This is a genomic window from Streptomyces sp. NPDC020681 (genome assembly GCF_044334895.1).
Lineage (GTDB): Bacteria > Actinomycetota > Actinomycetes > Streptomycetales > Streptomycetaceae > Streptomyces.
In genome coordinates, this window is record NZ_JBIRTX010000017.1 from 25,085 (window position 1) to 39,716 (window position 14,632).

Annotated in this window: 12 protein-coding genes; 6 read left to right on the forward strand and 6 right to left on the reverse strand. The window is 71.3% G+C overall.

What is annotated here, in order from left to right:
* Window positions 1-6: 6 nt before the first annotated feature.
* Window positions 7-588 (reverse strand): HD family hydrolase, encoded by a 582-nt coding sequence (locus ACH4YL_RS31170; protein WP_398510821.1) that lies wholly within the window; start codon window positions 586-588, stop codon window positions 7-9.
* A 156-nt stretch (window positions 589-744) separates the two neighbouring features.
* Here ACH4YL_RS31170 and ACH4YL_RS31175 point away from each other — a divergent pair, with 156 nt between their 5' ends.
* The gene (locus tag ACH4YL_RS31175; protein WP_398510822.1) at window positions 745-1,131 is read left to right on the forward strand and encodes a signal peptidase I; all 387 of its coding nucleotides are present in this window, start codon (window positions 745-747) and stop codon (window positions 1,129-1,131) included.
* Here the strand turns inward: ACH4YL_RS31175 and ACH4YL_RS31180 are convergent.
* Window positions 1,118-1,435: a trypco2 family protein gene (locus ACH4YL_RS31180; protein WP_398510823.1), complete on the reverse strand. Its 318-nt coding sequence runs from the start codon at window positions 1,433-1,435 to the stop codon at window positions 1,118-1,120. The genes ACH4YL_RS31175 and ACH4YL_RS31180 overlap by 14 nt on opposite strands.
* Window positions 1,436-1,471: 36 nt before the next feature.
* On the opposite strand from ACH4YL_RS31180, the gene ACH4YL_RS31185 reads away from it, so the two are divergent.
* From ACH4YL_RS31185 to ACH4YL_RS31195, 3 genes are read left to right on the forward strand one after another with little or no spacing between them, the layout of a single operon-like run.
* A complete protein-coding gene (locus ACH4YL_RS31185) occupies window positions 1,472-5,131 on the forward strand; it encodes a tetratricopeptide repeat protein (protein WP_398510824.1) in 3,660 nt (1,219 codons plus the stop codon).
* On the forward strand, window positions 5,128-6,264 hold the full coding sequence (locus ACH4YL_RS31190) for a hypothetical protein (protein WP_398510825.1): 1,137 nt from the start codon (window positions 5,128-5,130) through the stop codon (window positions 6,262-6,264). Before ACH4YL_RS31185 ends, ACH4YL_RS31190 begins: the two co-directional genes overlap by 4 nt.
* The gene (locus ACH4YL_RS31195) at window positions 6,261-7,571 is read left to right on the forward strand and encodes an extracellular solute-binding protein (RefSeq protein ID WP_398510826.1); all 1,311 of its coding nucleotides are present in this window, start codon (window positions 6,261-6,263) and stop codon (window positions 7,569-7,571) included. The genes ACH4YL_RS31190 and ACH4YL_RS31195 overlap by 4 nt, the downstream gene beginning before the upstream one ends.
* A gap of 13 nt (window positions 7,572-7,584) precedes the next feature.
* On the opposite strand, the gene purU is transcribed toward ACH4YL_RS31195, so the two are convergent.
* Complete coding sequence (gene purU, locus ACH4YL_RS31200; protein ID WP_398510827.1) at window positions 7,585-8,436, reverse strand: formyltetrahydrofolate deformylase; 852 nt, start codon at window positions 8,434-8,436, stop codon at window positions 7,585-7,587.
* Window positions 8,437-8,567: 131 nt separating this feature from the next.
* Entirely contained in the window at window positions 8,568-9,014 is a 447-nt protein-coding gene (locus tag ACH4YL_RS31205; RefSeq protein WP_398510943.1) for a hypothetical protein, read from the reverse strand.
* 173 nt (window positions 9,015-9,187) lie between these two features.
* On the opposite strand from ACH4YL_RS31205, the gene ACH4YL_RS31210 reads away from it, so the two are divergent.
* The gene (locus ACH4YL_RS31210) at window positions 9,188-10,501 is read left to right on the forward strand and encodes an ABC transporter substrate-binding protein (RefSeq protein ID WP_398510828.1); all 1,314 of its coding nucleotides are present in this window, start codon (window positions 9,188-9,190) and stop codon (window positions 10,499-10,501) included.
* 42 nt (window positions 10,502-10,543) lie between these two features.
* On the opposite strand, the gene ACH4YL_RS31215 is transcribed toward ACH4YL_RS31210, so the two are convergent.
* Together ACH4YL_RS31215 and ACH4YL_RS31220 are read right to left on the reverse strand one after the other, a co-directional pair.
* Window positions 10,544-12,094, reverse strand: coding sequence for a hypothetical protein (locus ACH4YL_RS31215; RefSeq protein WP_398510829.1), 1,551 nt, complete (start codon window positions 12,092-12,094; stop codon window positions 10,544-10,546).
* A gap of 146 nt (window positions 12,095-12,240) precedes the next feature.
* Window positions 12,241-13,623, reverse strand: a complete 1,383-nt coding sequence (locus ACH4YL_RS31220; RefSeq protein ID WP_398510830.1) for a transcriptional regulator — start codon at window positions 13,621-13,623, stop codon at window positions 12,241-12,243.
* Window positions 13,624-13,885: 262 nt separating this feature from the next.
* Here ACH4YL_RS31220 and ACH4YL_RS31225 point away from each other — a divergent pair, with 262 nt between their 5' ends.
* Window positions 13,886-14,590 (forward strand): bifunctional DNA primase/polymerase, encoded by a 705-nt coding sequence (locus ACH4YL_RS31225; RefSeq protein ID WP_398510831.1) that lies wholly within the window; start codon window positions 13,886-13,888, stop codon window positions 14,588-14,590.
* Window positions 14,591-14,632: the final 42 nt, after the last annotated feature.

Sequence of the window (14,632 nt, forward strand, 5' to 3'; positions counted from 1 at the left end):
CCCGGGTCAGGCTTTCTTCTCGTCCAGGGCGGCACGCAGCCAGTCGAGGGAGCCCTGGCTGAGAAGTTCGTCTGCGAGGCGCTGCCCCGTTTCGGTCACGAGGCGGCCGCGACTGTTGTCGATCCACCGCTGGGCGTTCTCGTACCCCTGCGCCTTGTACTCGATGCCCTGCAACAGGCACTCCAGCTTGTCCGCGTCGCGCGCGCAGATCGCCTCCGCGGACTCCTTGGCCTCGTACTCCGCGACCAGATCCCGCACGGTCGAAGCCAGGGCCTCGGGCATGCCGACGGTCTGATCGGCGGTGACGGCACGTGGGTCAGCCTCTGTGGAGTACTTCTTCCCGAGGTAGTTGACGTCGCCGGTGCGTGTCTCCTGAGAGTCGTGCCACACCGCGAGGAACGCGGCCCGCGCGGGATCCGCGCCCTCCAGCTTTGCGATGATCGACGCAATCAGAGAGGTGCGCCACGAGTGCTCGGCGACGCTCTCCGGGTCACGCACTCCGGCCATCCACCATCCCGTACGCCGCGCGTGCTTGAGCGTGCCCGCCTCGTACAGGAAGTGCGCCACCGCGGACAGGTCGTCAGCCACCGTCCGTCTCCTCTCACGCCTCGGCGAGGCGGATCGCGTACCGGATGCCCTCAAGCTCTCGCCGCGCCCGCGCCGACAACTCCCCGCGTTGCGTCAACGCCATGCTGAGCATTCTGGTCACACCACCTCGCGCCCCCTGCACTAGCGTCCCTGTGCATGGACGACAGTGTGTACGTGGGTAACGCGGGCAAGGACGCAGCCCTGGACCAGGGCTGGCTGCTCGGGCACTTCAAGGGTGTCGGCGATCCTCGCCACAGCGACGCCGTGGAGATCAAGTGGGGCGTACACCCGCGTGGCGACGAACGGCGGCAGTGGGTGCGAGGTGAAGAGCGGACCGCGCTCCTTGTGCTCATCAGCGGGCGCTTCCGTGTCGAGCTCCCCGGTCGCAGTGTTCTCCTGGCAGAACAAGGTGACTACGTCGTGTGGGGCCACGGCGTCGACCACTCGTGGACGGCGGAGGAAGAGTCCGTGGTGCTCACCGTTCGGTGGCCGTCCGTACCGGGGTACGCGGTGCCGCGCGGCGCCGGGTTCACCTCGAGCTGATACTCACGTTCGGGTCACCGTTCGCCCCCTGCGGCTTCAGTTCGATCTGGATCGTGTGCGTCGAGTCCCGCGCCGCCGACCCGCCACCGCCCGCCGTCAGCACACCGATCCGCAGCTCCGCCCGGCCGCTGCCCTCCCGCCGGACCTGTACCGCGAACTCCAGATTCACCTTCTCCACGCTGAACTTGAGGTCGCGTCCCTCCCCCGCCCGCTGTGCCCTTTCCAGTTCGTCCCGGACCTGTCCGATCACCTCGGCCAGTCCCGCCACCGCGCCGTCCACCGCGCCGTCGTCACGCTCAGCCATCGCACACCCCGTCATCTGTAGTTATCGTTGTGCAGTATGAGGGAGCCGTTGCGTACGTCCAACTCATCGTCATCACCCGAGAGTTGGCGGGTGCGGCTGCTGCGCACGCAGGACCGGGCCGGTCGGCCGGTCGGTGCGGGTGTGCTGCTCCCCGGCGGGCTGATTCTCACCTGTGCCCACGCCGTCCTCGCCAAGGCCGGGCGCGACGGCGTCCGTGCGCCCCTGGACACCGTGTATGTCGACCTGCCCGCGGGCACCACAGCCCCGGAACCGCTCGCCGCGCGGGTGCTCCGGGAGTATCTGGTGCTGCCCACCGGGCAGTTCAGCGGCGACCTCGCGCTGCTCAAGCTGGACAGCCCGCCGAACGTGCCGCCCGCCGTCCTGCACCGGCAGGTTCCCGCGCGCAATGAACTCGTGCACTTCACCGGGTACCCGGAGGACCTGCCGGGCGGTGAGGACGTGTATGCGCGGCTGAGAGGGCGCGGCGGGCCCGGGTTCAATCCCGAGTGGGTGCAGCTTGATCCGGAGGGCGCTCCGTACACCGTGCGGCCCGGATTCAGCGGCGGCGGTGTCGTGCACAGCCGTACGCGGCGGGTCATCGGGATCATGGTCCATCAGTTCGGCACACCGCAGGCGCCCGTGCGCCGGGAGCACGCGTACATGATTCCGGTCGAGACTGTGCTGCGGCATCTGCCGCTGCAACGGCTCGGCATCACCATCCCCGGGCCCCGGGCCGTCTCCGAAGATGTCGCCCTGGCGCCGGAGCGGACCGCGTCCGGACGGGTGCCGGGGCTGCACAGCAGGCTGACGCGCTGGCTGGACGGCGCGCCGGACACCGATCCCGTCGAGCTGGCCTTCGCCGGGGAGGGCGAGCACGAGCTGCTGCACACGATCCGTACGGTCCTCACGCTCGCCGACCGGGAGCAGAGTCCGCCGTCCGCGTCCGGGAGTCCGGCGGGTGAACCGCAGGTCGGGAGCATCGACTTCGCCGAGGACGCCACCAACCGGACGGTGGAGTATCTCGCCGCCCAGGTCGCCGGGCGAATGGGACTGGACTCGCCGGCGGACGGAACAAGTGCCGCGCTGCTGGCGCAGATCGCCGAGCAGAGCCCGCCCCTGATCGCCGCGTTCCTCTCCGTCGACCGGTCCGCGTCGCCCGACGACGAGATCGTGGCGCTGCTGCGCGCCCTGCTCGCGCCGGGTGACAGCCGGTTGCTGCTGGTCTTCAGCGATCCGCGGTCGCCGCTGCTCGCACGGGTCCGCGCCGAGCTTCTCGAGGAGGAGTGGCCCGACCGGCGGGCGGACCGGCTGGCGTTGCGGGTGGCCCGGCTCGGCGAACTGGAGCAGCGGTTGCGTGAGCTTCCGGAACATCCGCGCACCGGTGGCCGGCCGCAGCCCCGGCGTCCCGACGCGCGGGCCGGGCAGCTGCGTCAGCGGCTTCGGCAGGTGCGCCGCGGCGGACCGTCGTACGACTCCCCCGACCTGCCCCGCGCGCTGTTCCGGCTCGCGATCGACATCGAGACCGCGCTGCTGGACGCCGGGACCGCAGAGGCCGAGCTCGCCGGGCCGCTGGGGCCGCGGGACTTCGTCGTCGAGCCGCCGGGTGACGGGCTCACCGATCTGCCGGTGGTGGCCGTACGCGACCCGGACGCGCTGGTCACCGCGCCCGCCGGGCAGCTCGCGACGAGCGACCGGCTGCATCAGCAGTACGAGGTGGTGGGGCCGCTCGGTCACGGCAGCCACGGTCAGGTGTATCTGGCGCGCGATCTGCTCCTCGACGACCGGCCGGTGGCGCTGAAAGGGCTGCTCGACCCCAGTGACCCGACGGGCCTGATCCGGGTCCACCAGGAGCGGCTGCGACTGGTCAGCCTGAATCATCCCTCGGTCATCCGGGTGGTCAACTACGCGAAGCACGAGCCGACTTCGGCGGAGTTCATCGTCATGGAGTTCGCCGACGGTGCGCCGCTGGAGTGGGTGGCGGCCCGGATCGCACAGCACGAGCCGCCGTTCTCCGGGCCGCGCGTGCGGGAGTTCATCGTCGTCTACGGACTGCACATCCTGGACGCGCTGCACTACCTGCACGACCAGGAGGGCCTCGTCTACGGCGATCTCTCACTCACCAACGTGCTGCACTGCGGCAACGGCATAAAGCTCATCGACGTCGCCGGCGTGCGCAAGCCGGGCGAGGCCGGGCCGGTCAGCCACCGGCCGCCGGAGGCCGGCCAGTCGGGCGAGATGACCACCGCCGGCGATCTCTACAGCGTCGGCTCGGTCCTCGGCGAGCTCCTTGCCAAGGCCCCGGAGCCGCCGGCCGACCTCGGCACCGAGTCGCTGGAGCGGGCTTTGCGGCGCGCCACCGCGCGTGATCCCAGGGAGCGCTACGCCTCCGCCCAGGAGATGGCCCTCCAACTCCGCGGCGTACTGCGCGAACTGCGCTCGCTGCGGCTCGGCGAGGAGACCTTCGAGCCGTCGCCCCTCTTCGATCCGGGTGCCTTCGCGCTGGACGGCCAGCTGGGCAAGGCCCCGCCGCTGGTCCGGTGGCGCGCGGACGGCGGCCGCGGCTTTCCGCTCGGCGCGGGAGTGCCGGGTCCCGCCGAGGTCGCGGTGGCTCTGCCCGTACCGAAACCGGACCGCCAGGACCCGAACTGGAAGGAGTTGCAGCGCACTTCGTACGCCGACCCCGCCGGGCTGCTCCAGCTCAGCGACGAGTGGCTGGCCTCGCCGGAGCTGCATCTGCTGCGCTGCCGGCTCCGTCTGGAACTCGCCCGCGACCAGCCGGGAGACAGGGACAAGCAGCTGCGGAACGCCGGGGACGAGCTGAAGCAGGCGCGCTGGCTGCTCGGCGATCTGGCCCGCCACGACTGGCGGCTCGACTGGCACCAGGGCCTCACCGAACTCGCGCACGGCCGGCTGCGGGCGGCCCTGAGCTGTTTCGACACGGTGTACTCCGCCATTCCCGGCGAGTACGCGCCCAAGCTGGCGCTCGGCTACTGCCACGAGAAGCTCGCCGACGAAAGCCGCGGCGGCGGCGATACGAGCCACGAGCAGCAGGCCATGCAGTTCTACGACGCGGTGTGGCGACGCAACCACGCGCTCGGCAGCGCGGCGTTCGGCCTCGCCCGGATCCATCTCGCGCGCCGCAGCCCCGAGCGGGCCCTCGCGTCGCTCACCGGCGTGCCGCCGGACTCACGGCACCGCACCGCGGCCCGTACGGCGATGGTGCGCATCCACGCGAGCCTGCCCGCGGACGGCAGCCCGCCGACCGTGGCATCGGCGGTCCGCGCGTACACCGCGCTGCGCCTGCTGGTCAGCTACGAGGGCCTCACCGACCGGCAGGCGTACGAACGGCTCACCGCCGAACTGCTCGAGCTGCTCCTCGAACTGGTCCGCAGCGCGCCGGGCGCCCCGCTGGAGGAGCTGCGCGAGCAGCTGCCCGGGCCCGCGCACCAGGTACCGGCCACCGAACGGGAGCTGCGCGAGCGGCTGTCGGCCTGTTACCGCAGGCTCGCCAAGCAGGTGCCGCGCACGGACGACCCGGAGGACGCGGCACTGGCGGAGGCGCTCCTCGACAACGCGTACCGCACGCGCCCGCTGGGGGTGCGGCATCACCGCGAGGAACGCAGACGGGTGCGTGCGCCACGGCCGTTGGCGGCGTGGCTGCCGAAAGGGCTCCGCGCGGCGGAGGAGGAGGCATGAGGGTGCCTGGGCCCGAGCGACTCCGGGCCGCTCTCGCGCGGCTGCGGACCGCCGTCCCGCTGGTCCTGCCCGTGCTGTGGGAGCGGGCTTCGGGCCGCACTCCCGGCGGCGGGCTGCCCACCGCCGCCTTTCTGCGCCGCCGGATGCTGGTACTGCCCACGCTCGCCGTCGTCGCTCTCGCGCTCTCGGCGGCCGCGTACGGCGACATACACGGCCGTACGGAACGGCTGCGGGACCGCTGCGCACCCGCGCTGGTGGATCTGGCCCAGGCCCGCACCTCTCTCGAACTGGCCCAGGCCCAGGCAGAGTTACGGCTGCTGGGCGCTCAGGCCGGTCGCGTCGAGCTCGGCGAGACCTATCGCTCGCTGGTCACCGAGGCGACGCAGAGCCTCAACCGGGTCGCGCAGTCCCGGGCGCTGCACAAGGCTCAGGAGCAGGAGCTGCGCGTGGTGTCCGGCCTGGTCGTCGCGTACGGCGACAAGATCGCGTGGGCGGACCGGCACCGCGAGAAGGAGCTGCTGCGCAAAGCCGGAGTGGCGTACGCCGACGACATGCTGCGCGGCCGCCACAGCACGGTCGTCACGGCCGGATCGCAGGAGGTCCGGCCGGAGCCGACCTCCATCCTCGACCGCATCGGTGTGCTCGAACACCAACTGCACCAGGAGAACCGCGACCTGGCCGCCTGGAGTCCGCTCTCGCTGACCGCCGCGGGCGCCGCCGCGCTGTCCGCCGGACTCTTCGCCTTCGTGCTCGTCGGCACTTCGGCCTTCCTGCGGGACCGGCTCCGGCTGGTCAGCGTGCAGTTGGCGGCGGCCGCGGTGCCGGTGCTGACGGCTCCCGTACTGCTGGCCTTCGGCGGCGCAGAGGAACACGGCGCACAGGAGCAGGTGCGGGCCGAACTCGCGGGTCTGGAGCAGGTGGTCGCGGACCGTACGGCTCCGCGCCGGATCGAGACCACCGCCCGGGACGCGGCCGTGCTGATGCGCGAGGCCAGCCCCGACACCTGGTCGCTGACCGCGGGCGTCGCCGTGCCCGCGGCCGGAGTGGGCGCGCTCGCCTGCGGCGTCACGCTCTTCCTCTACGGCCGCCCCTATCCCGCCGCCCGCCCTCGACGGAGGCACCCCGACGCATGAGCCAAAGCCTGAACCGACGCAAGAGCATGGGCCGACGCATGAAATCCCGGTGGAGGGTTCTTCTCGCGGGCTGTCTGCTCGCCGCGGCCGCCGTTCCCGCCGCCGGCTGCTCGGACGCGACCGAGGAGCGCACGCTCGTCGTCCTCGGCCCGTGGACCGACGGCGAGGAGAAGCCGTTCGTGGCCGCGCTCCGCAGCATCGAGCGGCGGACCGGCCGCACTTACGTCTACAAGGGCACCCGCTCCCTGCGCGAGACCCTGGTCGCCCAGCTCCAGGCGGACGCCCCGCCGGACCTGGCGATCCTGAGCAGCCCCGGCGATCTCGCGGAGTACGCCCGCGCCGGTGACGCGTATCCGCTGCCGGAGAAGGTGTCGGACGCCGCGGTCCCGCCGTGGGCACCGCCGGTCACGGTCGAGAACGAGCAGGGCGAGGCCCGGACGCGCGCCTACTGGGCGCCGGTCAGGGTCGACCTCAAGTCCCTGGTGTGGAGCGGCGCGAAGACGGCCGGGAAGTCTCCCGACTGGTGTCTCGGCATGGGTTCCGGCGCGACCTCGGGCTGGCCGGGCACGGACTGGGTGGAGGATCTGCTGCTCCAGCGGAAGGGCCCGGCGGAGTACGAGCGGTGGGCCACCGGCAGGATGCCGTGGCCGGAGACCAGGGCGGCCTGGGAGGAGTGGGCCGCGCTGCTCGCGGCGAACGGCGGGAACCTCGGCGAGGAAGGCCTCAACTCCTCGTTCGAGCAGCTCCCCGACGGCCGCTACGGGCTGCTGAACGGCGGCCGGTGCACGCATGAGCACCAGGGGTCCTTCATCCGCCGCCACTACGGCGACGATGTGCTGCCGACGCCGACGGCGAGCGTCCTCGCGGACCAGGCACCGGCGGGTTCGTTCGAGGTCTCCGGCGACATGGCCGCGGTGTTCAAGCCGAGCGCCGACGCCTGGGACCTGCTCGGCCGGCTCACCTCCCGCCAGGCCCGCGAGGACTGGGCGAAGGCCGCGCAGCCCGGCGAGCGGCCGCTGTTCCCGGGCCGCGTCGTCGGCAGCGTGCCGCTGTCCGCGGGCACCGCCGAGGTCCAGAAGCTGCTGAGCGGGGCGGACCAGATCTGTCTGGACGCCTCGGACGCGATGCCGCCGACGCTGCGCGACGCGTTCTACCGGGCCGTACTGGAGTTTCTCGGCGCACCCCGCAACGAGAGCCGGCTGACCGAACTGCTCAAGCAACTGGAGGCGGAACGCGTGCTGCAACGCGACGAGGGCGCGTTCGTCCTGGACGACCTGTGCGACAACGTGGTCGCATCCGAGTCGTAACGTCGCAAGCCGGCTACGCGAAGACGACCGTGCGGCGGCCGTTCAGCAGGATCCGGTGCTCCGCGTGCCACTTCACCGCGCGGGCCAGCGCCTGGCACTCCACATCGCGGCCGATCGCCACCAGCTGGTCCGGGGTGACCTCGTGGCCGACCCGCTCGACCTCCTGCTCGATGATCGGGCCCTCGTCGAGGTCGGCCGTCACATAGTGCGCGGTCGCACCGATCAGCTTCACACCGCGGGCATGCGCCTGGTGGTAGGGCTTCGCGCCCTTGAAGCTCGGCAGGAAGGAGTGGTGGATGTTGATGATCCGGCCGTTCAGCTGCTTGCAGAGATCGTCCGACAGCACCTGCATATAGCGGGCGAGCACCACCAGTTCGACCTTCTCGGCGCGCACCAGCTCCAGCAGCTGCGCCTCGGCCTCGGCCTTGTTGTCCCTGCTGACCGGAATGTGGTGGAAAGGAATGTCGTAGGAGGCGACGAGCTCGGCGAAGTCCGTGTGATTGGAGACGACCGCCGCGATCTCCACCGGCAGCGCGCCGATCCTGGAGCGGAAGAGCAGATCGTTCAGGCAGTGACCGAACTTGCTGACCATGAGCACGATCCGCATGCGCTCTTCGGCGAGATGGATCTCCCAGTCCATCTGGAACGAGTCCCCGACGGCGGCGAAGCTGGCCCGCAGCTTCTCCACGGTCACCGGCGCCTCGGCCGAGAAGTGGACCCGCATGAAGAACAGACCCGTGTCCCGGTCCCCGAACTGCTGGCTGTCCTCGATGTTGCAGCCAGTGATGAAGAGATAGCTCGACACGGCATGCACGATGCCCTGTTTGTCCGGGCAGGAGAGCGTCAGGACGTACTGGTCGGTCATCCTCGTAGGGTGCCATATCCGGCGGACACCGCCGTAGGACCGTCCGTCAGGCGAAACGGATCACGCCGAAGCGGATCGCGCCGAGGCGATCACGTGGAACGGGTCAGGCGGAACGGGTCGGGCAGAACGGGTCAGGCGGAACGGGTCATGATCCGCAGCACATCCAGCGAACGCGGAGGCGCGTCCGGGTCCTCGCCGTCGTTCGACGCCAGCCGTACGTGCGCGTCACGGGCCGCCCGTACCGCCTCCGGCCAGCCGTGGTGCTCCAGATACGCGGAGACCTGGGCGTCGGCGCCGACCTGGTGCATGATCCGCAGCACTCGCAGCACGGCGACGTCGACGAGGGCGGCCTCGCCGGAGTCACGGAAGATCGTGCCGACGTACTTCTCGGCGGACCAGTTGTCCAGCCAGGTGTCCTCGACCAGCCGGTAGACGGCGTCGGTGACGTCGCCGTATCCCTCGCGGCCGGCCAGCCAGGTCTCGTGGTGGAAGACGGGATCGGAAAGCATATGGAGCGCCGAGCGCACATTGCTGCGCCAGCGCCACCAGGGCATGTCGGTTACAGGCATGTCGCCCATGGTGGAGGAGCGACGGCCGCGACGGGAAGGGGTGACCGAACCTTGCTGCACGCCGTCGATCGTACGTTCCCGCTTCGAGCGCTCTGACCGCCCCCTGCAATTCACCTTCCGGTCACCCCTGGTTGAACAATGCTCACTCCGCCGTTACCCGGGAACCGGAAATCTGCATAACCATGACCGGTTGGCGACGTTCCTCCTCCCCCCGCCCTTCAAGCACCGCACGAGTTCGCGCCGTACGCACCTCGACGGCTGCCGCAGCGGCCGGAGCGTTGCTGGCCACCGGCTGCGGGATACTCCCTGGTGCCACGGGGGGCTCCAGGGAACCCGTCAAGGTGATGACCTTCGCCCCGCAGGACACCAGAGCGACCAACATGCCCGGCATGCCCGCCATGGCGAAGGCGTACGCCCGCTGGGTCAACACGCAGGGCGGCATCGACGGACACGAGCTGCGCATCATCTCCTGCAACGAGCAGAACACCTCGATCGGCGCGGCCGCCTGCGCCCGCCGCGCGGTCAAGGAGGGCGTGGACGCGGTCGTCGGCTCGTACAGCCAGCACGGCGACGCCTTCATGGCCCCGCTGGAAGCGGCCGGCATCCCCTTCATCGGCGGCTACGGGATATCCGAGGAGGAGTTCACCAGCTACCTCTCCTACCCCGTCAACGGCGGCCAGGCCGCACTCCTCGCCGGCAACGGAATACAGCTCTCCGGCGTCTGCCGCCGCGTCTCGCTGGTACGGCCCAACACGCTCGCCGGCGACGAACTGCCCCAGCTCCTCAACTCCGGCCTCAAGGTGGGCAGCGACCGCGAGTCCACGGACATCCTGGCGGCCGACGACGCGACCGACTACACCTCACCGGCCACAACGGCCCGCGACAAGGCCGGCGCGGGCTCGGCGACGAGCAGCGACAAGCGGCCCGGCTGTGTCACCGCCGCGCTCGGCGAGCGCACCGCGACCTTCTTCGACTCCTTCCGGCGACTGCCGGAGGACGACCGCAAGATCAGGATCTCGTCGGTCGTCGGCAGCGTCGGCCAGCCGCTCATCGACAGCACCGGCGGGCGCAACGGCCCCTTCGAAGGCGCCTTCATCACCGGCTGGTACCCGGACGCCGGCGACGCCCGCTGGAGCGAGATGGAGAAGGTCATCAACGCCCACGCCTTCGGCGACAACCGCATCGACCCGGCGGACGCGGGCGTGCAGACCACGTGGATCGCGTACACCGCGCTGAAGACGGTCGTCCAGTCGCTCGACAGCGACCAGGTCTCGCCCGGCAAGATCTCGCACGCGCTCGACGGCGGGGTGCGGGTGACGACCGGCGGGCTGACGCCGACGCTGCGCTGGAACTACGAGGACATGCTCGGCACGCCGGGCTACCCGCGGATCGTCAACCGCGGCGTGACCTTCCAGGTGGTGCGCGAGGGGCGGCTGGTGGCCCAGAAGCGGGGCTTCGTGGATGTCAGCCAGACGCTGGAGACCGCCGTCTCCTGACGGTCTCCGGCGGTCTCCTGACGGTCTCCGGCGGAGCGGCGGCTAGAGCTGCTCGGGGCGGCGCTCGGTGAGGCTGTACTTGTCCGCGATGGCGTTCCAGAGCTTGGACGCTTCGCGCTTGGCCTTGGTCGCCTCACCGCTGGCACGGTTCGCCTGAGCGGTTTGTCCGGTAGCGCGGGCTTTGCCGTCCTTGCAGCCCTTCTTGTCCTTGACCTGCTGGGCCCAGGCCGCGTAGTGGTCGTCCGCCGACGCGGACGCCTGCCAGGCCTTGGTGAGCGAGGAATTCAGCTCGGAGTGGCTGGGCAGCTTGTCGATGGTCAGCCCCTGGAGCCGGGTCACCAGGCTGCGGCGCTGCGTGGCGGCGCCCTTCAGATCGGTGAAGGCCTGGTCCAGGTTCTCGCACCGCTTGATGTTCTCCACCGAGCGGATCACCGCGTCGCGGCTGTTGTTGCTGTCCGCGAGAAGCTTGTCGAGCGCTTCGGCCTGCGTCTTCGCCGGGTCGTCGGCGGCCTTCGGGGAGTCGCTGGGCGCCGGGGACGAGGCGGCGACGTTCGAGCCGGCTCCCGGGTCGTCCTTCTTGTCGTCCCCGCCGCCGTACATCAGGGCGCTGACGCCGAGTCCGAGCACGGCACAGCCGACCACCACGGCGGCGACGACCGGCACGAGCGAGGACTTGCGCCGACCGCCGGCCTCGGGCTCCTCCGGCTCGTACTGCGGCTGCTGATACTGCGGTGGCTGGTGCTGTTGCTGGTACGGCTGCTGATACTGGGGCTGCTGCGACCCTTGGGCCTCGAAGCGCGGCAACTGCTGCGTCGAATCGGCCACTTGGGCGGGCGCGTCCGTACGGAAGAGGCTGTCGAACTCCGCCGGAGGCTGCCGGTCACCGGGCGCACCGGGCCTGATCCCGAGCGGCGCGGCGTTGGGCGCGGCCGGCACGGGCGGGATGTACTGCGTCGCGTCCGACGCCCCGGGCGCTCCTTGCTGGAGGGACTGCGTCCCGAGGAAGGTCGTGGACTCGGCGAGAGCCTCGGGCGGCAGCGCACCGGGCCCGACGGGCTGGATGTACTGCGTGGCGTCCGAGGCGCCGGGCGCGGGGGCAGCCGCGACCGGCGGGATGTACTGCGTCGCGTCCGAGGCGCCGACGCCGGGACCGGGAATCTGCGGCGGCAGAGCGGCCGGCAGCGGCTGCGGCTCGGGCAGGGCCTGCCCGCCGTACGCAGGCTGCGGGGCCTCGCCCCAGCCGCCCTGAGCCGGCTGCCCGTACTGCGGCTCCGCGTACGGCTGCTGCCCGTAGTTCTGCTCCCCGTACTGCTGCTGTTGCTGTTGCTGCTGCTGTGCGTACTCCTGCTGTCCGTACTCCTGCTGTGCGTAGGCGCCGCCCTGGGGCTGCTCCGGCAGCTGTCCCTGCTGCGGTCCCGGCTGCTGCTCCGGCCCCCACGGCTCGCCCCACGGCTGTCCGCCCGCCGGAGCCACCTGTGGGTCGGAAACGCCCGGTATGAAGGGGTCAGATCCGTCGGCGGGCAGCACGACGCCTTCGTGCGCGGGTCGCGCAGCAGGAAGCTGCCGCTCGTCACCCTGTCCGCTTTGCGTCACCGGGACTCCTACGTGTAAACCTACGGAACCGTCGGCTCACGCTACCGGGTGGCTCAGCCGCTCCGCACACACGCGCACACGTAGTAACAAGAAGCCCCCTTAAGTCGCTGTTAAGGGGGCCGCTCCCGCACCCGACGTGTCGAGTGTCACGCCGCCTGGAGCTCCAGCCGCGCGCCGAACTCCCTGACCGACGCCTCGTCCGCGTACGGCTCCAGACGCTGCTGGAGATCGTCCAGATACTCCGCGCCCCGGCTGGAGCGCAGCCGGCCCAGCAGCTCCACCGCGCGCGTGCCCGTGTGGCAGGCCTGCTCGACCTCGCGCTGCTGGACCTGCGCCGTGGCCAGCAGGACCAGGCCGATCGCCCGGCGCCTGGCCCGGGACTCCGGGTGGCCGTCCAGCGCGGCCGTGGCATGGTGGGCGGCCGCCTCGGCCTGGCCGAGGTCGCGGTAGCAGTGGGCCAGTTCGTCCGCGAGGTACGCGCGGTCGAAGTGGGCGATCCATGCCGGGTCGTCGCCGCTGTGCGGTTCGGCGCGCTCGAGTGCATTGAGCGCCCGGCCGGCGACCGCGTGGCAGGTACGGGCGTCACCGAGCAGGGCGTGGCCGCGGGCTTCGGCGGCGAAGAACATCGCCTCGGCCCGTGGAGTGACATGGCCGCGGGCGCCTTCCTGGGCGGCGCGCGCCAGTTGGGCGATTTCGCGCGGGTTGCCGAGCTGCGCGGCCAGATGACTCATCGAGGCGGCCAGCACATAGCCGCCGTACCCGCGGTCGCCCGCGGCCTGGGCGAGCCGGAGGGCCTGGATGTAGTAGCGCTGGGCGAGTCCGGGCTGGCCGGTGTCGACGGCCATGTATCCCGCGAGCTCCGTCAACCGCGCGACGGCCGCGAACAGTTCGCGGCCCACCGACTCGCGGTACGAGCCCGACAGCAGCCCGGACACCACGCTGTTCAGATAGTGCACGACCACCGGCCGGACATGTCCGCTGCCGAACCGGTGGTCCAGCTCGTTGAGCGCCTGGGTCATCGCCCGTACCGCCTCGACGTCCGAGATGCCCACCCGCGCGCCCGCCGTGCGCGCCACCTGCGTGTCCGCGCCGGTGATCAGCCAGTCGCGGCTCGGCTCGACGAGCGCGGACGCGGCGACCGCGGAACCGGACAGGAAGTCACGGCGGCCGACATCGCTCCGCCACAGCTCACAGACCTGCTCGATCGCGCCGAGCACGGTCGGCGAGAACTGCAGGCCGACGCCCGACGCCAGGTTCTTGCCATTGGCCATGCCGATCTCGTCGATCGTGACCGTACGGCCCAGTTTGCGGCCCAGCGCCTCGGCGATGATTCCTGGTGCACGACCGCGCGGCTGCTGCCCGCGCAGCCAGCGCGCCACCGATGTCTTGTCGTACCGAAGATCCAACCCCCGCTCCACGCCGACCATGTTGACGCGACGGGCGAGCCCGGCGTTGGAACACCCCGCTTCCTGGATGAGCGCCTGCAACCGTTCGTTCGGCTGTCGGGCGACGAGAGGCCTGGCTGCCATGATTACCCCCTGTGGCCGCGGGTGATCCATGAAGTGATCACTGCCCGCCTTATATACGGAGAATGCAGACTTGAGCGAGTTGGTCTGTTTTTCCCGGAACCCCCGAAGGCAACGCCCTCGCAGGTGGCTACCCGCTCGCCGCGGCCCTGCCGCATGCGCGCCCCCACCCATGCACCCGTGCGCCCCGCGTGCAGGATCGATGCTCCACGCCCCCGGCTCCGGACGCCCGTAACCCGAGGTGGCGGCGGGAGTTGAGTGTGTCGTGGAAGAGACCATCGCAGTCACGGAAGCCGCACACATCCCCCAGCAGCGAGGTGACCAGCTGCTGGACCAGCAGCGAGGTGACCAGCTGCTGGACCACGCCGTGCGGTACGCGGAAGACCGGCACTGGGACGTGTTCCCCGGCACCTGGCTGGAGGCGGTGGACGGCAGGGAGCGCTGCTCGTGCGGGGACGCCGACTGCCACCTGCCGGGCGCCCACCCGGCCAGGCCGGACTGGGCGAACCAGGCGACCGGGAGCGCGACCGCGGCCCGCCGCATCTGGTCGAAGCAGCCGAAGGCGTCGATCCTGCTGCCGACGGGCCGCACCTTCGACGCCATCGAGGTCTCCGATTCGGCGGGCTTTCTGGCGCTGGCCCGCCTGGAGCGGATGGGTCTGCCGCTCGGCCCCGTGACCTGTACGCCCGACCGCCGGATGCTGTTCTTCGTGCTGCCCGGCGCCGCGGTCAAGGTCCCCGATCTGGTCCGCACCCTGGGCTGGATGCCGAGCACGATGGATCTGATCGCCCGCGGCGAGGGCCACTATGTCGCCGCCCCGCCGACGCGCATCGGCGGCCACGGCGCGGTCCAGTGGGCCCGCCGGCCCACGACCGCCAACCGCTGGCTGCCGGACGCGGACGAGTTGATCAGCCCGCTGGCGTACGCGTGCGGGCGGGAGGCGGCAGCGGAACGGGCCCGGCGCGGTTAGACGGCCCCTACATAAGGTGGTCCCGTACAGACACACTTACGG